Raw genomic sequence first — 21382 nt, 5'->3', positions numbered from 1 at the left:
GGGGTCTCCTCGATCGGATCCGGTCAGGGGCGGTCGCGGCGGGTGGCGCGGCGCCGGGCCAGGGCGGCCCGGGTGCCGGCGGGGTGCCGGGGGACGGCGAGGGTCAGGCAGAGCAGTTCCGCGCCGAGCGGTCCGGCTTCGAGGTGCAGCGCGCGGCCTCGGCGGGCCAGCAGTAGGTCTCCTTCGGAGGCCAAGTGGTCGGGCTCGTCGGAGAGTTGTCCGACGACGGCGGCGCCGCGCAGGACGTGCAGGACGGTCTCGGTGTCGGGCCGGCCCGGGAGGACGTGGTGGGCTCCCGGGCTCAGCCGCAGGTGGTCGAAGGCTTCGCAGGCGCTGGCCAGCATCGGGCGCCGGGCGAGGGAGCGGATCCGTACCCGTTCGCCGTTCGGGCCGATGACGACCATGGCGGCGCCGGTGTCGGTGGTGACGATCACCTGGGGTCACCTCCTTCGGAGGAGAGCGGGACGGCGAGCAGGGCGTGGAAGTACTCCAGTCCGGCCGTTCCGGCGGTCAGGACGGTGCGGGAGCCGAGCGGCAGCACGACCGCGGTGCCTTCGACGAGCGGCACGCCGGCCTCGGCGTCCTCGGGCTGCTCGGCGGCCCGTTCGGCGGCCTCGGGCAGTTCGGCGAGCCCGGAGCCGGCGGTGACGTACAGCGCGTGTTCGATGCCGTCGGCGGCCACCTCGGCGCGTTGGCCCGGGTCGAGTCGTTGCAGGCCGACCCCGCGCAGCGGTCCGGCGAGCAGGCGGCCGGGGTCGACGGCGCCTCGGCGGCGCAGGTCGGTGATGACGGTGCCCGGCATGGCGGGCGCTCCTTCCGGTCGCTGGCGGGCCCTGCGGTCCGCCTCCGGGATCCACCGTGCGCCGCCCGCTGTCCCGGCCACACGGGGGTGTCGTCCCGTCCGGCTCCCGGCCCGTTCCTACACGAAATCCCACGAAATCCCACGTGATCCCGGCCCGATCCCGACCCCCCTGCCATGTGCCACCACCCGACCACTCCGGGCCGCCCGGGAACGACGTACGGTGGAACCGGAGGCCGTGTCATGCACGTCACCGGAACCCACTTCACCCGCTTCGCCGACCGCACCGAGGCGGGCCGTCGGCTGGCCGCCCGCCTCGGCCACCTGGCCGGCCCCGACACCGTGATCGTGGCGCTGCCGAGGGGTGGTGTGCCGGTGGCCGCCGAGGTCGCGACGGCGCTCGGCGCGCCGCTGGACATCTGCGTGATCCGCAAGCTCGGCGTGCCCTACCAGCCCGAGCTGGGCATGGGGGCCATCGGCGAGGACGACGTCCGGGTGCTGAACGAGCAGGTCATCCGGTTCGCGACGGTCACCGACGACCAGTTGGCCGAGGTGGAGCGGCAGGAGCGTGCCGAGCTGGAGCGCAGGGCCCGCCGCTACCGGGGCGACCGGCCGCCCGCCGACCTGCGCGGGCGCACGGTGGTCGTGGTGGACGACGGCATCGCCACCGGGTCGACCGCCCGGGCGGCCTGCCGGATCGTCCGGGAGCGCGGCGCGGCGCGGGTGGTGCTCGCCGTGCCGGTCGCGCCCCCGGACTGGATCGAGCGCCTCGACGAGGTCGCCGACGAGCTGGTCTGCGTCAGCACACCGTCCCCGTTCTTCGCGATCGGCGAGTTCTACGCCGACTTCTCGCAGACCGAGGACGAGGAGGTGCTGCGGCTGCTCGCCGAGGTCGTCGACGGTCCGCCCGCGCACCCCGGCGCCGGGGTCGACCGGGAGTTGTCGCTGCCCGTCGCCGGGGTGCGCCTCGCGGGCCGGCTGACCGTCCCGGCCGGCGCGCGCGGGGTCGTCGTCTTCGCGCACGGCAGCGGCAGCGGCCGGCACAGCCCGCGCAACCGGTACGTCGCCGAGTACCTGAACCGCACCGGGCTGGCCACCCTGCTGTTCGACCTACTCACCGAGGCCGAGGAGCCCGACCGGCGGAACGTGTTCGACGTGGCGCTGCTGGGCGCCCGGCTGACCGCCGTCGCCCGTGAGCTCCTCGGGGACGGCGCCGACGACGCCACCGCGCCCGAGACCCGGGGCCTGCCGCTCGGACTGTTCGGCGCCAGCACCGGCGCCGCCGCCGCGCTGCACACCGCCGCCGAGCTGGGCCCGGCCGTGCGCGCCGTGGTCTCCCGGGGCGGTCGCCCGGACCTCGCCGCGCCGGACGCGCTGGCCCGGGTGCGAGCCCCGACGCTGCTCGTCGTCGGCTCTCTGGACCCCACCGTGCTCGACCTCAACCGGCAGGCCCGGAGCCGGCTGCGCTGCGAGACCGGGCTCGCGGTGGTGCCGCACGCGAGCCACCTGTTCGAGGAGCCGGGGACCTTGGACCGGGTCGCCGAGCTGGCCTCGGACTGGTTCCTCCGCCACCTCCCTCGTCCCACCGGCCCCGGAAGTACGTGAGCGTCCCATTGCGCAGACTTCCGGCATCACCCCCGCTGAGCAGCACATTTTGCCCAGCTGGCAGCGGGATTTTCTGACCAGCTTGTACACATTGAGCAGTCGAAAAACGACCTGTTGCCCAACCCCTCCGTCTGGAGCAAGCTCTCCGCAACCACACCGCCCACCCGTTCGCGGTGCGGTCGCGATCCAGCGGAAGCCTCGACTCCGAGGCCCGAAGTGGAGGAACGAGCGATGACCCCGCAGACCCACGCCCTTGAGTTGACCCCCGAGGAGCGCGAGGCCGGCCTTGACGCCGACCAGCTGCGCCGCCTCGTCGGCCTCGTCGAGCACGACGCGGCCGCCGACCCGTTCCCGGTGACGGCCCAGGACGCGGTCGTCTTCGTGGTCGGCAACGCCACCCAGACGGCCCAGTTCTACCAGGTCGTCTTCGGCATGGAGCTGGTCGCCTACTCCGGCCCGGAGACCGGCCGCCGGGACCGCAAGTCCTATGTGCTCCGCTCCGGCTCCTGCCGCTTCGTGATCAAGGGCGGCGTCCAGCCGGACAGCCCGCTGCTGGACCACCACCGCCGCCACGGCGACGGCGTCGTCGACCTCGCCCTGGAGGTCCCGGACGTCGACAAGTGCATCGAGCACGCCCGCGCGACCGGCGCCACCATCCTGGAGGAGCCGAACGACGTCTCGGACGAGAACGGCACCGTGCGCCGCGCGGCCATCGCCACCTACGGCGAGACCCGCCACACCCTGATCGACCGCTCCCGCTACCACGGTCCGTACCTGCCGGGCTACGTCGTCGCGCAGAGCAAGGTCACCCACCCGGAGGGCTCGCCGAAGCGCCTCTTCCAGGCCCTCGACCACGCCGTCGGCAACGTCGAGATCGGCCGGATGGACGAGTGGGTGACGTTCTACAACCGCGTCATGGGCTTCGTGAACATGGCCGAGTTCGTCGGCGACGACATCGCCACCGACTACTCCGCGCTGATGTCCAAGGTCGTCGCCAGCGGCAACCACCGGGTGAAGTTCCCGCTCAACGAGCCGGCCGTCGCCAAGAAGAAGTCCCAGATCGACGAGTACCTGGAGTTCTACACCGGCCCCGGCTGCCAGCACATGGCGCTCGCCACCAACGACATCCTCACCACCGTGGACGTGCTGCGGGCGCGCGGCGTGGAGTTCCTCAGCACCCCGGACGCCTACTACGACGACCCGGAGCTGCGCGAGCGGATCGGCAAGGTCCGGGTGCCGATCGAGGAGCTGAAGAAGCGCGGCATCCTGGTCGACCGCGACGAGGACGGCTACCTGCTCCAGATCTTCACCAAGCCGATCGGCGACCGTCCCACCGTCTTCTACGAGTTCATCGAGCGGCACGGTTCGCTCGGCTTCGGCAAGGGCAACTTCAAGGCGCTCTTCGAGTCCATCGAGCGCGAGCAGGACCGCCGCGGCAACCTGTGAGCCTCGGCTTACCCTGATTGACGGCGGCCTGACGAACGGTCGAGGAGGACCACGGAGATGGCGTACTACCGGCAGCTGGGCAGCATCCCGCCCAAGCGGCACACCCAGCACCGCACCCCCGAAGGCGGGTTGTACTACGAGGAGTTGATGGGCGAAGAGGGGTTCTCCTCGGACTCCTCGCTGCTCTACCACCGGGGCATTCCCTCGGCGGTGGTCAACGCGGTGCCCTGGGAGCTGCCGGACCAGTCCACGGTGCCCAACCACCCGCTCCTCCCCCGTCACCTCAAGCTGCACGAGCTGTTCACGGACCAGGAGTGGAAGTCCGCGGACGTCGTCGGCAGCCGTCGCCTGGTCCTCGGCAACGGCGACGTACGGATCTCGTACGTCGCCGCCGGGGCCCCGAGCGAGCTCTACCGCAACGGGCTCGGCGACGAGTGCGTGTACCTGGAGTCCGGCTCCGGCACGCTGGAGACGGTGTTCGGCTCGATCGAGGTCGGGCAGGGCGACTACGTGATCATCCCGCGCGCCACCACCCACCGCTGGGTGCCGACCGGCGACGAGCCGCTGCGCGCGTACTGCATCGAGGCGAACAGCCACATCACCCCGGTCAAGCGCTACCTGTCCAAGTACGGGCAGCTGCTGGAGCACGCGCCGTACTGCGAGCGGGACTTCCGCGGACCGGCCGGGCCGCTCCTGGCCGACACCCCCGGGGACGTCGACGTCCTGGTCAAGCACCGTGGCCCGAACGGGGTTTCGGGCACCCGCTACACCGTGCCGCACCACCCGTTCGACGTGGTCGGCTGGGACGGCTGCCTGTACCCGTACGCCTTCAACATCAAGGACTTCGAGCCGATCACCGGCCGGGTCCACCAGCCGCCGCCGGCGCACCAGGTGTTCGAGGGCAACGGCTTCGTGATCTGCAACTTCGTTCCGCGCAAGGTGGATTACCACCCGCTGTCGATCCCGGTGCCGTACTACCACGCCAACGTGGACAGCGACGAGGTCATGTTCTACTGCGGCGGCGACTACGCGGCCCGCAAGGGCTCGGGCATCGGACAGGGATCGATCTCGCTGCACCCCGGCGGGCACACCCACGGGCCGCAGCCGGGGGCGTACGAGCGCAGCATCGGCGTGGAGTTCTTCGACGAGCTGGCCGTCATGGTGGACACCTTCCGCCCGCTGGAGCTCGGCGAGGGCGGCCGGGCCGGCGAGGACGCCAACTACGCCTGGACCTGGTCCGGTCGGGGGCCCGGGCGATGAGCGCGCTGCCTTCGGGAGGTGTGATTCCCGAGCTGTTCCGCGGGCTGTTCGACGACGCGGCGGTGTTCCCTCCGGGGAACCTGCCGGTCGCCGAGGCGGTGCCCGCGCACCGGGTGCACCGCGAGGCCTGGTACGCCGAGGCGGTCGGCCCGCTCCTCTGCGGGGCGGGGCGGCTCGGCGAGTTGGCCGCGGCCATCATGAACTCCCCGACGGGCGCGGGCGCTTCCGCGGCCTCGGGGGCCTCGGCGGTGACGGCCGCCGGGGTCGAGGGGGGCGCCGCGGGGGCGAACGGTTCGGTGGTGGCGGGCGACCCGCCGCTCAAGGTCGGGCTGGTGCTGCCGGGGGGCAGCGCCGAACTCGCCCCGGCGCTCGCCGCCGCCGCACCGTTCGAGCTGGCCGGCGTCGAGCTGGCCGCCCGGGACGCCGCCGAGGCGGTGGCCACGCTGGACCGGCTGCTGCCGCCGGAGGTTCCGGCCGCCATCGAGCTGCCGCGCGAACTCCTGCGCGGCGACGGGCTGGACGCCGTCCTGGACGTGCTGGTGGACAGCCCGTACCGGGCGAAGTTCCGCACCGGCGGGCTGGTCGCCGAGGCGTTCCCGGACGAGGAGGAGCTGGCCGCCTTCCTCACCGGCTGCGCCCTGCGCGGACTGCCGTACAAGTGCACGGCCGGACTGCACAACGCCGTCCGGCACACCGACCCGGAGACCGGCTTCGAGCACCACGGCTTCCTGAACGTCCTGCTGGCCGCGCAGGAGACCGACCGGGCCGCGGCCGCGGCGGTGCTGGCCGAACGCGACGGCGAGGCACTGGCCAAGGCCGTGCGCACGCTGACGGACCATCAGGTTACGGTGATCCGCAACTCGTTCACCGCGTTCGGCACCTGTAGCATCGCCGAGCCGCTCGGCGACCTGGCCGCTCTCGGCCTGCTCACGTCGCCCAGTCCACTGCACCAGGAGGACCGTTGACCACCCCCCGCAGCTGGCTCGCCAGCGCCCAGGACTCGCCGTTCGGCGTGCACAACCTGCCGTACGGCGTCTTCACCGCCGCCGACCAGCCCGGGCGGCGCCGGATCGGCGTGCGCGTCGGGGACTTCGTGCTGGACGCCGGGGCGGCCGCCCGCGCGGCCGGCGCGCCGTCGGCGCTGCTGGAAGCGGACTCGCTCAACCCGCTGATGGCGGCCGGGCGTCCGGTCTGGACCCAGGTGCGGGCGGACCTGACCACCTGGCTCACCGACGAGTCATTCCGCGAGGCGCTGTCGCCGGCGCTGCTGCCGGCCGGCGAGGTGGAACTGCACCTGCCGTTCGAGGTCGCCGACTACGTCGACTTCTACGCCTCGGAGCACCACGCCACCAACCTGGGCCGGATCTTCCGCCCGGGTTCGGAGCCGCTCACCCCCAACTGGAAGCACCTGCCGATCGGTTACCACGGGCGGGCGGGCACGGTCGTGGTCTCCGGCACGCCGGTGGTGCGGCCGCACGGGCAGCGCAAGGCGCCCACCGACGCCGCGCCGACCTTCGGGCCGTCGCGCCGGCTGGACATCGAGGCCGAGGTCGGCTTCGTCGTGGGCGCCCCGTCGGAGCTGGGGCGGCCGGTCGTGCTGGACGACTTCCGCGAGCACGTGTTCGGGGTCTGCCTGCTCAACGACTGGTCGGCGCGGGACATCCAGGCCTGGGAGTACGTGCCGCTCGGCCCGTTCCTCGGCAAGTCCTTCGCGACCTCGGTCTCGCCGTGGATCGTCCCGCTGGACGCCCTGGAGCACGCCCGGGTCACGCCGCCGGAGCGCGACGTCGAGCCGCTGGCGTACCTGGACGACCGGGGCGGCGAGCCGTGGGGCCTGGACCTGGCGATGGAGGTCCGGCTGAACGGGCACCCGGTCTCCCGGCCGCCGTTCGCCACCATGTACTGGACGGCGCAGCAGCAGCTGACCCACATGACCGTCAACGGCGCCTCGCTGCGCACCGGCGACCTGTTCGCCTCCGGGACGGTCAGCGGGCCGGAGCCGGAGACCCGGGGCGCGCTGATCGAGCTGACCTGGAACGGCGAGGAGCCGCTGAAGCTCCCGGACGGGACGACCCGGACGTTCCTGGAGGACGGCGACGAGGTCACCATCACCGCCACGGCACCCGGGCCGAACGGTGCGGTGATCGGGTTCGGCGAGGTCACCGGGCGGGTCCGGGGCTGAGGGTTCACCTCGGGATGCCGCGGGGCCGGGTGGCGCCGACGGCGGACAGATGACGGATAACAGATGACAGGTAACAGGTAACAGATTTCATCATCTGTCAGCTGTTACCTGTTTGCCCGATGATCACAACTCCCCGCCTCTCCCGGTACGGTGGGCTCAGGAACCAGTGGAGACCGACCGGTGCCGGCGGACGCCGACATCACCGAGGAACGGGAGCGGGCCCGATGAGCGCAGAGGTGGCGGAGGTCCAAACGTTCCTGGACGGCGGCGTCGGGCGGATCGTGCTGAACCGCCCGCGGGCGCTCAACTCGCTGACCCGCGACATGGTCATCGCCCTGCACGCCACCCTGGACGGATGGGCCACGGACGACCGGATACGCGCCGTGGCGTTGACCGGCGCCGGCGAACGCGGCCTGTGCGCGGGCGGCGACATCCGCGTGATGCACGGCGACGCCAAGACCGGCGGCGCCGCCACCCGGGCGTTCTTCCGCGACGAGTACCGGCTGAACGCGCTGATCGCCCGCTACCCGAAGCCGTACGTCGCGGTGATGGACGGCATCACCATGGGCGGCGGCGTCGGCGTGTCCGCCCACGGCACGGTGCGGATCGTCACCGAGCGCTCCGTCGTCGCGATGCCCGAGACCCGGATCGGGCTCGTCCCGGACGTCGGCGGCAGCCGTCTACTCGCCGGCGCCCCGGGCGAGCTGGGCACCCATCTCGGCCTCACCTCGGCCTCGATGGGGCCCGGCGACGCCCTGCTGTGCGGGTTCGCCGACCACTTCGTGCCCTCGGCGCGCATCCCGGACCTGCTCGACGCCCTGAGCCGGAGCACCGCCGCCGCGACCGCCACGGCCATGAGCGTCACCGAGGTCGACGGCCTCGTCGCCGCGCACGCCGAGCCCGCGCCGCCCGCCGCCCTGACCGGGCAGCGCCCCTGGATCGACGCCTGCTACGCGGCCGACACCGTCGAGGAGATCGTCGACCGCCTCTTCGACTCCGGCGTCCAGGAGGCGAAGGAGGCCGCCGAAGCCCTTCTGGCGAACTCCCCCACCGCCGTCAAGACCACCTTGGCCGCGCTGCGCCGCGCCCGTACGCTCCCCTCGCTGGAGGCGGTGCTCGACCAGGAGTACCGGATCTCGTGCACCGCGCTGGACAGCCACGACCTGGTCGAGGGCATCCGCGCCCAGGTGATCGACAAGGACCTCACTCCCCGCTGGGAGCCCGCCACACTCGCCGAGGTGACGGAGGCGGACGTCGCACGCTACTTCGCCCCGCGCGAGGGCGACGAGCTCGGCCTGGCCTGACGCCGGCACGCGCTCGCCGGAGGCCCGCTGCCTTCGCGACACCACTGCGGGTGAACGCCGAGGCGGTTGTGCGTCCGCCTCTGCGCTGCCTCGTGACCGGCGTCTCGCATACCAAGACTGGCGCGAGGTGGGGCGCGTCGTAGATCGTTGGGTGGTCAGGGCGCGCCCGTGCGGCGCCGAGCAGCGGAAATGGGAGTCGACGGCGATGACCGAGACCGAGACCTACGAGACGATCCTGGTCGAGCGCAAGGGCCGGGTGGGGCTGATCACGCTCAACCGGCCGAAGGCGCTCAACGCGCTCAACACCCAGCTGATGAACGAGGTGGTCGCCGCCGCCACCGCCTTCGACCGGGACCCGGAGATCGGCTGTCTGGTGATCACCGGTTCGGAGAAGGCGTTCGCGGCCGGCGCCGACATCAAGGAGATGCAGGGCAACCGGTTCCCGGACGTCTACCTCGACGACTGGCTGGGCCCGTGGGACCGGCTCGGCGCGCTGCGCAAGCCCGTCATCGCGGCGGTGGCCGGCTTCGCGCTGGGCGGCGGCTGCGAGTTGGCGATGCTGTGCGACATCCTGCTGGCGGCGGACACCGCCAAGTTCGGGCAGCCGGAGATCAAGCTCGGTGTCATTCCCGGCATCGGCGGTTCGCAGCGGCTGACCCGGGCCGTCGGCAAGGCGAAGGCCATGGAACTGTGCCTGACCGGCCGGATGATGGGCGCCGAGGAGGCCGAGCGGGCCGGACTGGTCTCCCGGATCGTCCCCGCGGACCAGCTGCTGTCCGAGGCGCTGGCCACCGCCGAGACGGTCGCGGCGATGTCCACCCCGGCGGCGATCATGATGAAGGAGAGCGTCAACCGCGCCTTCGAGACCACCCTCGCCGAGGGCGTCCGCTTCGAGCGCCGACTGTTCCACGCGGCCTTCGCCACGGCGGACCAGAAGGAAGGCATGGCGGCCTTCGCCGAGAAGCGCCCGCCGGAGTTCACCAACCGCTGACGGCGGTGGGCGGTGGGGCGGCTGGGCGGCTGAGCGGCTGAGCGATGACAGCCGGCAGGTGACAGACGACAGCTGACAGCTTTCAGATTTCAGATGTTGAAATCTGTCAGCTGAACCCTGTTTCCTGTCACCCGCCGGCTGGCCCCTGCCGCCTGGCCACCCGCCGACCGCCGCCCCCTTCACTCCGCCGCCTCCACCGCCGTCGTGTTCAGCCGGGCGAGCCCGCTGCGGGTGGCGGCGACCACGATCTGATCGCCTGGGGCGAGCCGCCGGGTGCGGTCCGGGAAGTTCCACTGCAACGGCCCGCCGTGGGCGAAGCGCACGGCGATCACCCGGACGCCGCCCGGGTCCTCCAGGTCGTGCCGGTTCAGCCCGATCAGCCCGCTGCCGTCCTCCACCTTCAGCTCGGCGATCAGCAGCACGTGCCGGAGCACCGACAGCGTCCCGCGCACCTCGCGCCCCATCAGCGCCGCCGCGAAGGCAGGCGCGGCCAGGTAGGACACCGACCGGGAGGCCGCGTTGTCCAGGGTCCGGTAGAAGTGGCTGGCGAAGTCGTCCTCGAACAGCCGCACCACCACCCGGACTTCGGGGTTGCCGTGGCGCGCCTCCAGGGCCGCCTCCAGGTTGGTGGCGTCGTCCCCGCTGACCGCGACCAGCGCCCGGCTGTGCTTCAGCCGGGCCCGGCGCAACTGCTGCTCGAACGGGCCGTCCCCCAGCACCACCGGAATCCCCAGCGCCCGTACGGCGGCGATGCCGCGCGCCTGCGGGTCCCGTTCCATGCAGACCACCGGCACGCCCATGTCGTGCAGTTGGGTCGCCACCCGGGTGCCGACGTTGCCGAGGCCGACGACGATCACGTGTTCCCGGGTGCCCGCCCCGGGGTTGCGCGGCTGCCCACGCCGCCCCGAGCCCAGCACTTCGACCGCGATGGCGGTGGCCACCGGCGCGAAGGTGATCCCGCAGATGGTGATCACCACCTGGGCGACCCGCTGCCAGAACCCGCCGGTGCCCGTCCCGGCGGAGATGTCGGCGAGCTGGTCCGGCTGGGCGGCGCCGGCCAGGTCGAGCAGCGCGATGTAGACGGTCCAGCCGAAGTTCCGGTTGAGGTACCAGAGCACCCCGAAGGCCAGCAGCACCGCCGCGAGGGCCGTGAGCAGCACCAGCCGCATCCGGGCGCTGGTGAAGAAGCGCATGGTGTCGAGCAGCCGCCAGCGCAGCCGTCGCCGCCAGCCGATCGGCTCCCGGGGCTCGATCCGCAGCACCTGGAGTGCCGCCTTCCCGCCCTGCCCATCGGCCGGTCTCTCCCCTGAGTCCCCCGAATCCTCCGGACCCCTCGAATCCTCCGAACCCCCCGATTCCCCGAGCTCCCCCAACTCCCCGGATTCCTCCGCACGTTCCGACTCCCCGGCAGGCTCCGAGTCGGCCGACGACGCCGGTTCGCGCCGTACGCCGCCGGGGCGGATCGGCCCGTCGTCACCGAACTCGCTGGCGAGCCGGACGAATTCGGCCGAGTCGCCCTGCTGCTCGGGCAGCAGCCGGATCCTGCCGACATCCTGCCGGTCGATCTGGTCGGCGACCACGCAGATCCGGTCGGAGGTGATGTCGTCGTCGAACGCGATGTGCAGGTAACGCCCTTCGACCTCAACGGAGTTGGGCCGTCCGAGCGCGGCCGAGGCGAAGGCCGGGGCGGCGGTGGCGGATCCGGAGAGCGCAGCCCCGTTCCGGAGCAGCCGCTCGATGTTCTCACCGAGCCGCTGGTTGAACATCCGGAACACGATGCGGATGTCCGGGTTGTGGTTCTGGGCGCTGAGCGCGGCGTGAATGTTCTCCTGGTCGCTCCCCTCGACCAGGGCGAGACCGCGCGCGGTGCCGATGGAGACCGCGCGCAGCGCCTCCTCGGTGACGCTGGTGTACTCCACGACCGCGGCGACGCCTGCGAGTTGCTCGATCTGCGGCGCGTGGTCACGGGTCCGGTCGGCGACCAGGACGACGACCGGCACGTCATAGTGTTCGACGAGTTCCAGGACCAGCCGGTGAGCCAGCGCATTGCCCCCGCAGACGATGTAGTGCTGGCTGATCGGCTCGACCGGAGGGGTCCCCCACCCTTCAGAAGTCATATCGACGGATGGTATCGACGGGAAGTGGCCGGAGGATGACGTTCCGGCGACCGCCGAAAATCCCCCGAACGGCCGTATCCGGCGCGCGGTCCGACGGCGGCGCGGAGAGGCTGGGGTTCGTTCCCTGTCCGTCAGCCGGCCGGCCCGACGTCGCGAGACATCACCCGCACCACGCGTCCCGCACGTGCCGGGTCACCCCGTCGCCCGGCACAAGCCCGAGGAGTAGGCCACCGTGGTCTCCCCGATCATCACCCCCGACGGTTCCCCTGTTCAGGGCCCGCTCGGACTACTCGCCAAGGCCGCCTGGCAGATCCTGCTGGTCGCCGGACTCGCCTCGCTCGCCCTCGGGATCGTGGTCTTCGTCTGGCCCCGGGAGACGCTCCTGGTGGTGGGCGTACTGTTCGGCCTCTATCTGCTGGTGATCGGCGTCGTGCAGCTGGTCGCCGCGTTCGGCACCCACTCCACCACCGCGCTGCGGGTGCTGGCGTTCATCAGCGGTGCGATCTGCGTGCTGCTGGGGCTGCTCTGCTTCCGCAGCGCCGTGCAGTCGCTGCTGCTGCTCGGGCTGTGGATCGGGATCGGTTGGCTGTTCCGCGGCATCACACAGCTCGCCGCCGCGATCTCCGACCCGTTGATGCCCGCCCGCGGCTGGCAGGCCTTCGCGGGCGTAGCCAACACCCTGGCTGGCGTGCTGCTGATGGTGTGGCCGGTCAAGTCGATCACCGCGCTGACCGTGTTGGCCGGGTGCTGGCTGGTGATCCTGGGCCTGGTCGAGATCGCGACGGCGTTGCAGGTCCGCAGCCGGGCCAAGCAGATCCCGTCGGGGGCCTGACCTCCACCTGGTGCTGCTGCGAAGCCGTGTCCCACCGGGGCACGGCCTCGCGGCTGGGCGGAGCCGGTCAGCCGGGCGGGGCTGGTCAGCCAGCCGGGCGCAGCCCGTCAGCCGGTCAGCCGGGCGGGGCCGGTCACGGGCGCGGCGCGTACCCGATCCGGAAGGTCGCGGCCTCCAGCCGCTCCGGGCCGAGCCGGAGGTCGGTCAGCCGCTCGGCCAGCGCGAACGCGGCCTCGGTGTGCAGGTCGTGCGCCTGCGTCTCCAGGTCGAAACCGCAGGCGGTCAGCAGCTCGGGTATGCCTGGGGCTTCGGCGTCCGAGCCGTCCCGCTGGTCGGGGAAGAGTGGCTCGAAGTGGAGCCGCCGGATGCCGTGCTCCCACCAGTGGAAGTGGTCCACCCCCATGGAGTTGCGGAAGTGCGCGACCAGCCGGGTGCCCTCGCCGAGCCGGGGAACGACCTCGTCCAGGGCGCCGAGGTAGCCGAACGGCTCCACGCCGAGCGCCCAGCCGTCGAGTTCGGTGACGGCGACGAACAGGCGGTCCTCGTCCGAGGGGAACAGTGCCTCGGCCTGCTCGTCCTCCCCGTCGTCGAAGGACTCCCAGGCCGCGACCACCGCGTCCAGCCCGGTGACCTCGCCTCCGGGCAGGGCGTCGAAGCGGCGCAGCAGCTCGTCGGCGGAGATCCCCTGGACCTGGGCGAGGCAGTAGGCCTCGCCCAGGACGGGGTAGCGCTGCTCGAACCAGGTGTAGTCCGTGGCGTGTGCGGTCATGACCAGGATGCTGCCAGACGCCTGCGACAACGCCCGCCCGAGGCCGTCACAGCCCCCGTAGCCGTCACAACCAGACCGGCTCGTCCGTTCCCCAGCGCCCTGGCGGGCGCGACCAGTCGGTCGGTCCGCCCTGGTACCCGATCGGCGGCAGGGCGTGGCGCAGCCGCCCGTACGCGGAGTCGGTCTCGGCCAGCCAGCGGGTGGGGTCGTACGGCTCGTCCGGGCTCTCCCGCGGCGCCTCCGGTTCGATGCCGTGCAGCAGCCAGGCGGCCGTACCGGCGAGCGAGAAGCGCAGGTGGCGGCCGCCGGGGCGGCGGGTGCGCTGGTCGGTGAGGGCACGCAGGACGGCGGCGGCGATGAGGTAGCCGGTGCCGTGGTCGAGGGCCTGGGCGGGCAGCACGCCGGGGTGGCCGTCGGGGGCGGCCTCGTGGCAGGCGATGCCGACGCCCGCCTGGACCAGGCTGTCGAAGCCGCGCCGCCCGGCCCAGCGGCCGGTCCAGCCCCAGGCGCAGAGCTGGACGAGGATCAGGTCCGGGCGGCGGGCGAACAGCGCGTCGGGGCTGAGGCCGTGGGTGTCGAGGGCGCCGGGGCGGTAGCCGCTGACGACGACGTCGGCGGTGGCGAGCAGTTCCTCGAAGACCTCGCGGTCGGCGGGTTCGGCGAGGTCGAGGCGGGCGGAGCGCTTGCCGAAGCCGGTGTCGGCGTGGGCGTCCTCGGCCTCGGGCAGCCGGGGCGAGTCGATGCGCAGGACGTCGGCGCCGAGCAGGGCGAGGGTACGGGTGGCGACCGGTCCGGCGATCACCCGGGTGAGGTCGAGGACCCGGATCCCGGCGGCGGGCCGGTCCACCGGGGCCTCGCCGAGCGGGCGGACGGGCGCGGACCCGGCCTCGGCTCCGATCTCCAGCTGCTCCACGAGGGGGTGCCTGGCCTGACTCACCGGCGCGACCGCCACCGCGAGCGCCCCCGCCTTGTACGCGCGCTCCTGGACCTGTTCGGCCGGCAGCTTGCCGAGGGCCTCGGCGAGCTGCTCGGGCCCGGCGTCGGCGGCGAGGCCGAGGGCGGAGAGCAGTCGGGTGCGGTGGTGCGGGTAGTTGGCGTGGGTGCGCACCCAGCCGTCGGCGGTGCGCCAGAAGCCCGAGTGCGGGGCGAAGCTGACGGGCGTGCGGCCGTCGATCGTCAGGTGCCGCTCGCTGATGAAGGCGGTGGCGACCGCGCCCTGATTCACCCGGACGGCGGGCACGGACGCCGGGTCGAGCGCTGGCTCGGCGCCGGACGCCAGGCCGCCGGCGCGGTGGGCGGCGAGCTCCGCGGCCGCCAGCGAGCAGACTGCCACGGTGGCCCGGGCCAGCCGGCGTACCGGCAGCCCGGAGGGCAGGACGTCCTCCGGGCCGTGGAAGGCCACCCGCTCCAGCAGTTCGGCCGGCCCGCCGAGGGCCGCCCAGGCGTGGGCCGTGGGGTGGTCGGCGGCACCGACCGCCCCGGCGGCTCCGGAGGTCCCGGGGAATCCGGAACCCCCGTCAGTTGCGGTGGCGTGCACGGGCAATGAGCGATCGGTCATGCCCGGCATTGTGCTCCGCTTCTCAGGCGGTCGCTGTGACGCCCGCCACCAGCATCAGCAGCACCGCCGAGACCATGGTCATCCGGCGGGCCGCCTGCGGGGTTCCGCCGAACCGGCCACCCAGGCGCCCGCTGGCGTGCGCGACCAGCCCGTACACGACCGCGCAGGCCAGCACGTTGAGCGAGCCGAGCGCGAGCACCTGCCCGCCGACCGGCAGCGAGGCCTCGGGGTCGACGAACTGCGGCACCAGGGAGAGGTAGAGCAGCAGCCCCTTGGGGTTGAGCAGCGCGGTCAGCATGCTCTGGCGCAGCACCGTCGAGGTGGGCTGCGGCTTGGGCGCGGCCAGGGCGGCGGCGCCCTCACCCTTGCGCAGGGCGAGCAGCATCATGACGGCCAGCACGAGCAGGTACGCGGCGCCGGTGAGGCGCAGCACGGGCAGCGCGGCCGGGACGGCGCGCAGCGCGGCGGCCAGTCCGGCGCTGGAGAGCAGGGTGTGGACGGCGTACCCGGCGCAGACCCCGCCGACCGCGGTGAGCGCGGCGCGTCGGCCCTGGCCGAGGCCGCGGGCGGCTATGTAGAGCCAGTCGGGGCCCGGGGTGCAGACCAGCAGCAGGTCGACTCCGAGGAAGAGGAGGAGGGAGTGGGTGTCCATGGGCGTGGGCGTGGCCTGTCGTGCTCGTCGTGGCGTGGGACCGGCGGTGGGCCGGGGGTGTTCCGGTGGTGGGCCGGGGGTGTTCCGGTGGTGGGCCGGGGGTGTTCCGGTGGTGGGCCGGGGGTGTTCCGGTGGTGGGCGCAGAGGCCCGGCGACCGGTGCGGTCACTGAAGGTAGCCGGAGACGACTGGCACGCGATGGCCACTTTGCGCTGGTCGGAGTGGCGTTTTGGCAGAATGTTGCGCCATGGACCGAATCGACCGCAGAATCCTCCGCGAGCTCCAGCAGGACGGGCGCCTGACCAACACCGAGCTGGCCTCCCGGGTGGACCTCACCCCCTCCCCCTGCCTGCGCCGGGTGCGCCAACTGGAGCAGGACGGCGTGATCCGCGGCTACCGGGCGGTACTGGACGGCGCGGCGGTCGGACGCGGCTTCCAGCCCTTCGTGACCATCACCATGCGTCACGAGGACCAGGTGACGGTCGCCGAGTTCGAGCGCCGGGTGGCCGAGCTGCCCGAGGTGGTCGAGGCGCACCGCCTGTTCGGCGAGCCGGACTACCTGCTGCGGATCGCGGTGGCCGACATCGCCGCGTACGAGCGCTTCATCACCGACGTGCTCTCCGGCCTGCCGGGCATCGCGCAGGTCAACTCGCATCTGACGATGAAGCAGGTGAAGGCCGACCGGGGGCTGCCGGTCGGCGGGTAGGGTGCCGAAGCGGGGGCCCGCGCGGCCGCCCGTACGGGCAGAGCGACGTACTGCGACATGGGGGCTGAATTGCGTGTGATCCGCCGTCTCGACCTGGGGTACTTCGTCCGGCCGGCCGCCGAGGTGGGCGGCCCGGAGCCACGCGTGGAACCGGTGCTCGCGTACCTGGTCCGGCGCCCGGAGGGGCTGCTGCTGTTCGACACCGGGATCGGCGGCGGCGAGCCGGAGACCGAGGCGCACTACCGTCCGGTCCGCCGCCCTCTGCCGGAGGCACTCGCCACGGCCGGGGTCGCCGTCAGCGACATCGACCTGGTGGTCAACTGCCACCTGCACTTCGACCACTGCGGCGGCAACCCGCTGTTCGCCGGCACGCCCGTCCTGGTTCAGGCGGGCGAGCTGGCCACCGCGCGGCGCGGCGGGTACACCATCGACGCGCTGGTCGACTTCCCCGGTGCCGAGTACCGCGAGCTCGACGGCGAGGCGGAGGTCTGGCCGGGCGTGCGGGTGCTGCCCACCCCCGGCCACACCGGGGGCCACCAGTCGCTGCTGGTCGACCACCCGGGCGGCGGGCCGGTCCTGCTGGCCGGGCAGGCCTACGACTTCGCCTCCGAGTACGGGCAGGCGGTGCTCGCCCGGCGGGCGGCGCGCGAGGGCGTGGCCGCGCCGCTGCCCGGGTACCACGCCTGGCTCGACCGGGTCGCGGAGTACGGGCCACGGCGGGTGCTGTTCGCGCATGACCAGGCGGTGTGGGAGCCGACCGAGTAGGTGCGGCTCCGCACTCCGGCCAGGCCTGGCGCCGGACGCCCGGAAGCTCCGAACGTTCGGAAGCCACGGACGCTCGGAAGCTACGGACGTTCAGAAGTTCTGACGTTCCGACGTTCCGACGCCCGGAAGTCCCGACGCTCAGAAGGTGAAGCGCAGCGAGCGGACCCGGTGGTCGAAGCTGGACGGGACGAGCTCCGGCTCACCGAGCGACCGTGCCTCGGGCAGGCGGGTGAACAGCTCGCGGAACAGCGCCGTCATCTCCTGCCGGGCCAGGTGCGCGCCGAGGCAGTAGTGCGGGCCGCCACCGCCGAAGCCGAGGTGGGGGTTGGGCGTGCGGGTGATGTCGAAGGCGTCCGGGTCGGGGAAGACCTCCTCGTCGCGGTTGGCCGAACCGTAGAACAGTGCGACCTTCTCCCCCGCGCGCAGCAGGTGGCCACCCGGGCCGCCCAGCTCGTGGTCGACGGCGAGGGTCCGGTTGAACTGGATGATCGGCGTGGCGTGGCGGATCATCTCGTCCACCGCGCCTTCGAGCAGCCCGTCGAGGTCGTCGAGCAGCAGGGCGCGCTGCTCGGGGTGGGCGGTCAGCAGGTGCAGGCCGTGGGCCAGCGCGTTGCGGGTGGTCTCGACCCCGGCCACCAGCAGCAGGCTGAAGAAGGCACCCAGCTCGCGTCCGGTGAGCCGACGACCGTCCACGTCCGCGGTGACCAGCGCGGAGATCAGGTCCTCCTCCGGCCGACGACGGCGCTCGCGACCGATCCCGGCGACGATGCCCTGCATCCGGGCCAGCGCCCGCAGCCCGCGCCCCGGCGTGCGGAGCCGACGGCGCAGCGGGCGGGCCACGCCGATGTCCACGGAGCTGCGGTCGACCAGATCGAGGATGGTGCGGCGCGGCCCCTCGGGGATGCCCATCATCGTGCAGATCACCTGGAACGGGAGCTCGGCGGCGACCGCGGCGACGAAGTCCTCCGGCCGCTCCCGCTCGATCCGGTCGACCAGGTCGGTGCTGATCCGCCGGACGTCCTCCTCGACCCGGTCGAGCAGCCGCGGGGTGAAGGCCCGCGAGACGATCTTGCGCAGCTGGGCGTGGCGGGGATCGTCCAGGTTGACCATCGAGTCGCCGAACAGCAGCCGGACCCAGCGGGTCGGGACGGGGGTGGTCACGCCGGGGCCGCTGAGGAAGACGGCGGGGGTGCGGCTGGCCTCGACCACGTCGGCGTGGCGGACCAGGGCGTGGAAGCCCCGTCCGGCGGACCGGTTGCCGAAGAACACCGGGGCCGGGCGGCTGCGCAGTTCGGCGAAGGCGGCGACGCGGTCGGGGGCGGGCAGCTGCCAGAAGTGGGGGTCGGCGAGGTCGGCCGGGGCGGGGGGCTCGGCCTTGGTGGCGGGCTCGGCCTTGGTGGCGGGCTCCGTGTCGGACTCGGCCCTGGGCTCAGCCTTGGACTCGGTCTTGGACTCGGCCTTGGGCCCAGCCTTGGACTCGGCTGACTCCGCGGCTTCGGCCGAAGCGGTGGATTCATCCGACTCGGTGGCCTCGGCCTCGGTGGCGGGCTCGGCCGACTCGGCGGGCTCGGCGGAACCGGCCTGCTCGACCGGCTTCTCGGTCTTGACCGAATCGGTGGCCTCGGCAGGCTCGGCGGCCACCGCCGACTCGCCGGACGCGGCGGAATCGGCCTGCTTGGTGGCTTCGACCTGCTCAGCTTCCTCAGCCCGCCCCTCGGCCTCGGCCGAGTCGGCCTGCTCGACGGGGTCCTCGGCCTTGGCCGGGGCCTTCGCCCGTTCCGGCGCGGTCGCCTGTGGCGGGACCGTCGGCTCCGTGGTGGCAGCGGACTCGGCAGTGTCGGCGATGGGCGCCGAGGCATCCGTCGGGGTCTTCAAGACCGGACCTCCCTACTTCTGGATGGCATCGTCCCGGTACGCACCGCACTGGGTGGTGCACATTTAGTGAGCAGGCGATCGGCGCTGTCAAACCGCCCCGATGGTCCTACGAGCGGTTGGTCGGGTCGGCGCGCCGGTCCGATACGCGTTCCGACACCCCGTCCGAAGCCCCTGCCGAAGCCGGTCCAACGGGTCGGCCCGACGGGCTGCGCGGCGAGCGGCCGGGCATGGTCTCACGGCACAGAACCGGCCATGACCGCAGGGTGCGGTCATGGCCGGGCAGGGTGGGTGCGACGATGAGTGCCATCGTGACGACCGATCGGATCCGCCTGCTGCGCGCCGTGGTCTTCGCCGCGCTGTGCGTGGCGATGGCCGCCACCGCGCACGTCGCCATGGCCGGTTCCGGTGTCTCGCCGACCGTGCTGACCGGCGCGTTCGGAGCGGTCCTCGGGCTGACCTGGCTGCTCGCCGGGAAGCGTCGCGGACTCGGGTTGATCAGCCTCTGGATGGTCGTGGCGCAGATCGCGCTGCACCAGCTGTTCGAACAGGCCGGGGCCATGTCCCGAGGCGGCGGCAGCCTCGGCCGGCTCGCCACCACCGACTGGACCGCCCTGCTGCTCTGCAATCCCGACCGAGTGCCCGGTGGGCTCTCCCCGGTCGAACTGGCCCGGATGGCGGGCATCGACCCGGATGTCCCACCGGCCACCGGCAGCCTGCGGCCGCCCAGGGGCACGCGCCACGCGGCCTCGGGCACGACGCCCCTGGAGCCGGCCCTGGACCCGGACCTGTCCGTGACGGCGGGAACGCCGGGGATGTCCGCCGGGCCTCACCTGATGCCGGACGGGACCCTCCACGGCGCAGGCTCCTACGGGATGGCGCAGGACCTGGTGAGCGGACCGGCGCACGCACCGGCGCGCGACATGGCGCACGGGATGTCCCACGGCTTGTCACTGGGAATGGCCGCCGCCCACGTGCTCGCCGCGCTGGCGTGCGCGCTCCTGCTCTGGCGCGGTGACGCGGCACTGGTACGGCTCTTCGAGCTGCTCGGAGCGCTCGGCACGGTGGTCGCGGGGGCGCTGCTGCTTCCGCTGCTGGCCCTGTTCGCGCGCCCCTTCGGCCACCGGGCCCCGGCGCCGCCCCGCCCGGCCGACGCCCGGGCCCGACCGCCCCGGGCGGTGCTGCTGACGCATGCCGTGGTCCGGCGCGGACCGCCGGCGTTCGCCCTCGCCTGCTGACGCGCCCGCCGCTCCTTCCACGCCCTGGCCACCTCCGGCCGCCTGGACGTTCGCGACGGGCAGGTCGCCCTGTCGTACGGCCGCGCCTCGCGCCGTCGTGTCGTCAGGGTGCGGGCCCGCGCCCGCCGCCGTGACTCCCCTGGGGGTTCGGGCGGTGCCGCGCGGCTGCCCACGGACGCCGACGGCGCCGCCTTGAGAGCTGCCGTCCCCCGCCTTCCCTCGGGACCCTTCCCATGTCTGACTTCGACGGCGCACCGGCTTCGGCAAGCGCCCCCGTCCCATCGCTCCCGCTCTGCCGCGCGCCCCAGCCGCGGCTACCGCGCCGTGGGGGGCTGACCTCCCTCTCGGTCCTCACCCAGTCGGGCGAGCAACCCCGCCGACCACTCGGGCGAGGGCCCGTCGGCGGCGTCCGTCCGTACCCGAGCGCGCAGCCGTTCGGCTTGGGCCAGCCAGTCCCGGCAGCCGGTGCAGCGCGCGACGTGCTTGTCCAGCCGGACCTCCGGCAGACCGCTGGATTCACCGTCCAGCCGGGCGGACAGGGCGGTGCGAAATTGCGCGCATCTCATATGACCATCGTTCCGTACGGCTGTGGCGTCGGGGCTCTCCGGGTCGGGGGACGCCGTGGATGACGAACAGCTCACCGCGCTCGCACTGACCGCCCGCTCCGGACGGGCCGCGGACGTGGAGGCCTTCGTCCGCGCGACCCAGCGGGACGTCTGGCGCTTCGTCGCCCACCTGACCGACGTCCAGTCCGCCGACGACCTCGCCCAGGAGACCTTCCTGCGCGCGCTGCGCGGCCTGCCCTCGTTCGCGGGGCGCTCCTCGGCCCGCACCTGGCTGCTGTCGATCGCCCGGCGGGCGGTGATCGACCGGTACCGGATGGCGGCGGCCCGGCCGCGCTGCGCGGTGCTGCCCGACTGGCAGGAGGCGGCCGAGCGGCAGGACGGCGCGCCGACGGCCGGCTTCGAGGATGGCATCGCGCTCGACGACCTGCTCGACCGGGTGCCCGCCCAGCGGCGGGAGGCCTTCGTCCTGACCCAGGTGGTCGGCCTGAGCTACGCCGAGGCCGCCGAGGTCGCCGGGTGCCCCGTCGGGACCGTCCGCTCCCGGGTCGCCCGGGCGCGGGAGGAACTGGTGGCACGCCTGCGCGCCGCCGAGTCCGGGGAGCTCGCGGCGGCCTGCTGAGCGGGGGCTCGCGGTGGCGGGAGGGGGCGGTCGGCGAACGGCAATCAGCGAACAACGAACAGGTGACGGATTACAGATAACAGCTGACAGATTTCGAAATCT

Annotated in this window: 19 protein-coding genes and 1 pseudogene; 12 read left to right on the top strand and 8 right to left on the bottom strand. The window is 73.2% G+C overall.

Annotated features, from left to right (window positions below; all coding sequences use genetic code 11):
• Positions 1–23: 23 nt before the first annotated feature.
• Positions 24–434, bottom strand: a complete 411-nt coding sequence (locus QWJ13_RS14910) for a pirin family protein (RefSeq protein WP_316524681.1) — start codon at positions 432–434, stop codon at positions 24–26.
• Positions 431–802: a hypothetical protein gene (locus QWJ13_RS14905; protein WP_316524679.1), complete on the bottom strand. Its 372-nt coding sequence runs from the start codon at positions 800–802 to the stop codon at positions 431–433. The genes QWJ13_RS14910 and QWJ13_RS14905 overlap by 4 nt, the downstream gene beginning before the upstream one ends.
• A 240-nt stretch (positions 803–1042) precedes the next feature.
• Here QWJ13_RS14905 and QWJ13_RS14900 point away from each other — a divergent pair, with 240 nt between their 5' ends.
• The 7 genes from QWJ13_RS14900 to QWJ13_RS14870 all read left to right on the top strand — a co-directional run bounded on the left by QWJ13_RS14900 (position 1043) and on the right by QWJ13_RS14870 (position 9587).
• Entirely contained in the window at positions 1043–2404 is a 1362-nt protein-coding gene (locus QWJ13_RS14900) for a phosphoribosyltransferase family protein (protein WP_316524676.1), read from the top strand.
• Positions 2405–2635: 231 nt separating this feature from the next.
• A complete protein-coding gene (gene hppD, locus QWJ13_RS14895; RefSeq protein WP_316524674.1) occupies positions 2636–3850 on the top strand; it encodes a 4-hydroxyphenylpyruvate dioxygenase in 1215 nt (404 codons plus the stop codon).
• A 57-nt stretch (positions 3851–3907) separates the two neighbouring features.
• Complete coding sequence (locus QWJ13_RS14890) at positions 3908–5110, top strand: homogentisate 1,2-dioxygenase (RefSeq protein WP_316524672.1); 1203 nt, start codon at positions 3908–3910, stop codon at positions 5108–5110.
• Entirely contained in the window at positions 5107–6075 is a 969-nt protein-coding gene (locus tag QWJ13_RS14885; RefSeq protein ID WP_316524670.1) for a hypothetical protein, read from the top strand. The genes QWJ13_RS14890 and QWJ13_RS14885 overlap by 4 nt, the downstream gene beginning before the upstream one ends.
• Positions 6072–7292: a fumarylacetoacetase gene (fahA, locus tag QWJ13_RS14880; RefSeq protein ID WP_316524667.1), complete on the top strand. Its 1221-nt coding sequence runs from the start codon at positions 6072–6074 to the stop codon at positions 7290–7292. Before QWJ13_RS14885 ends, fahA begins: the two co-directional genes overlap by 4 nt.
• Positions 7293–7516: 224 nt before the next feature.
• Entirely contained in the window at positions 7517–8596 is a 1080-nt protein-coding gene (locus tag QWJ13_RS14875; RefSeq protein ID WP_316524666.1) for an enoyl-CoA hydratase/isomerase family protein, read from the top strand.
• A 205-nt stretch (positions 8597–8801) separates the two neighbouring features.
• Positions 8802–9587 carry an enoyl-CoA hydratase gene (locus tag QWJ13_RS14870; protein WP_316524665.1) on the top strand — a complete coding sequence of 262 codons (786 nt, stop codon included), beginning with the start codon at positions 8802–8804 and terminating at the stop codon, positions 9585–9587.
• Between the two features lie 179 nt (positions 9588–9766).
• Here QWJ13_RS14870 and QWJ13_RS14865 read toward each other — a convergent pair whose 3' ends face one another.
• Positions 9767–11704, bottom strand: a complete 1938-nt coding sequence (locus tag QWJ13_RS14865) for an NAD-binding protein (RefSeq protein ID WP_316524663.1) — start codon at positions 11702–11704, stop codon at positions 9767–9769.
• Positions 11705–11936: 232 nt separating this feature from the next.
• Here QWJ13_RS14865 and QWJ13_RS14860 point away from each other — a divergent pair, with 232 nt between their 5' ends.
• Positions 11937–12536 (top strand): HdeD family acid-resistance protein, encoded by a 600-nt coding sequence (locus QWJ13_RS14860; protein WP_316524661.1) that lies wholly within the window; start codon positions 11937–11939, stop codon positions 12534–12536.
• Positions 12537–12669: 133 nt separating this feature from the next.
• On the opposite strand, the gene QWJ13_RS14855 is transcribed toward QWJ13_RS14860, so the two are convergent.
• From QWJ13_RS14855 to QWJ13_RS14845, 3 genes are all read right to left on the bottom strand, one after another.
• Complete coding sequence (locus QWJ13_RS14855; protein WP_316524659.1) at positions 12670–13305, bottom strand: DUF6461 domain-containing protein; 636 nt, start codon at positions 13303–13305, stop codon at positions 12670–12672.
• Between the two features lie 64 nt (positions 13306–13369).
• Positions 13370–14863 carry a CoA transferase gene (locus QWJ13_RS14850; RefSeq protein ID WP_316524657.1) on the bottom strand — a complete coding sequence of 498 codons (1494 nt, stop codon included), beginning with the start codon at positions 14861–14863 and terminating at the stop codon, positions 13370–13372.
• A 22-nt stretch (positions 14864–14885) separates the two neighbouring features.
• Positions 14886–15515 (bottom strand): LysE family translocator, encoded by a 630-nt coding sequence (locus QWJ13_RS14845; protein WP_316524656.1) that lies wholly within the window; start codon positions 15513–15515, stop codon positions 14886–14888.
• Between the two features lie 246 nt (positions 15516–15761).
• Here QWJ13_RS14845 and QWJ13_RS14840 point away from each other — a divergent pair, with 246 nt between their 5' ends.
• Together QWJ13_RS14840 and QWJ13_RS14835 are read left to right on the top strand one after the other, a co-directional pair.
• On the top strand, positions 15762–16220 hold the full coding sequence (locus QWJ13_RS14840) for an Lrp/AsnC family transcriptional regulator (protein ID WP_316524654.1): 459 nt from the start codon (positions 15762–15764) through the stop codon (positions 16218–16220).
• A 57-nt stretch (positions 16221–16277) separates the two neighbouring features.
• The gene (locus QWJ13_RS14835) at positions 16278–16985 is read left to right on the top strand and encodes an N-acyl homoserine lactonase family protein (RefSeq protein ID WP_316524652.1); all 708 of its coding nucleotides are present in this window, start codon (positions 16278–16280) and stop codon (positions 16983–16985) included.
• Positions 16986–17123: 138 nt separating this feature from the next.
• Here QWJ13_RS14835 and QWJ13_RS14830 read toward each other — a convergent pair.
• Positions 17124–18347 (bottom strand): annotated as a pseudogene (locus QWJ13_RS14830) (cytochrome P450); the annotation flags it as partial.
• Between the two features lie 821 nt (positions 18348–19168).
• On the opposite strand from QWJ13_RS14830, the gene QWJ13_RS14825 reads away from it, so the two are divergent.
• Positions 19169–20095, top strand: coding sequence for a hypothetical protein (locus tag QWJ13_RS14825; protein WP_316524650.1), 927 nt, complete (start codon positions 19169–19171; stop codon positions 20093–20095).
• A gap of 314 nt (positions 20096–20409) precedes the next feature.
• Here the strand turns inward: QWJ13_RS14825 and QWJ13_RS14820 are convergent, their stop codons facing one another.
• The gene (locus QWJ13_RS14820; RefSeq protein ID WP_316524648.1) at positions 20410–20661 is read right to left on the bottom strand and encodes a zf-HC2 domain-containing protein; all 252 of its coding nucleotides are present in this window, start codon (positions 20659–20661) and stop codon (positions 20410–20412) included.
• 55 nt (positions 20662–20716) lie between these two features.
• Between QWJ13_RS14820 and QWJ13_RS14815 the strand changes: the two genes are divergently transcribed.
• A complete protein-coding gene (locus tag QWJ13_RS14815) occupies positions 20717–21280 on the top strand; it encodes a sigma-70 family RNA polymerase sigma factor (protein ID WP_316524647.1) in 564 nt (187 codons plus the stop codon).
• The last annotated feature ends 102 nt before the right edge of the window (positions 21281–21382 follow it).

It is taken from the genome of Kitasatospora brasiliensis, from assembly GCF_032654805.1.
Classification (GTDB): domain Bacteria; phylum Actinomycetota; class Actinomycetes; order Streptomycetales; family Streptomycetaceae; genus Kitasatospora; species Kitasatospora brasiliensis.
This window is presented reverse-complemented; position numbering and strand designations above follow the sequence as displayed.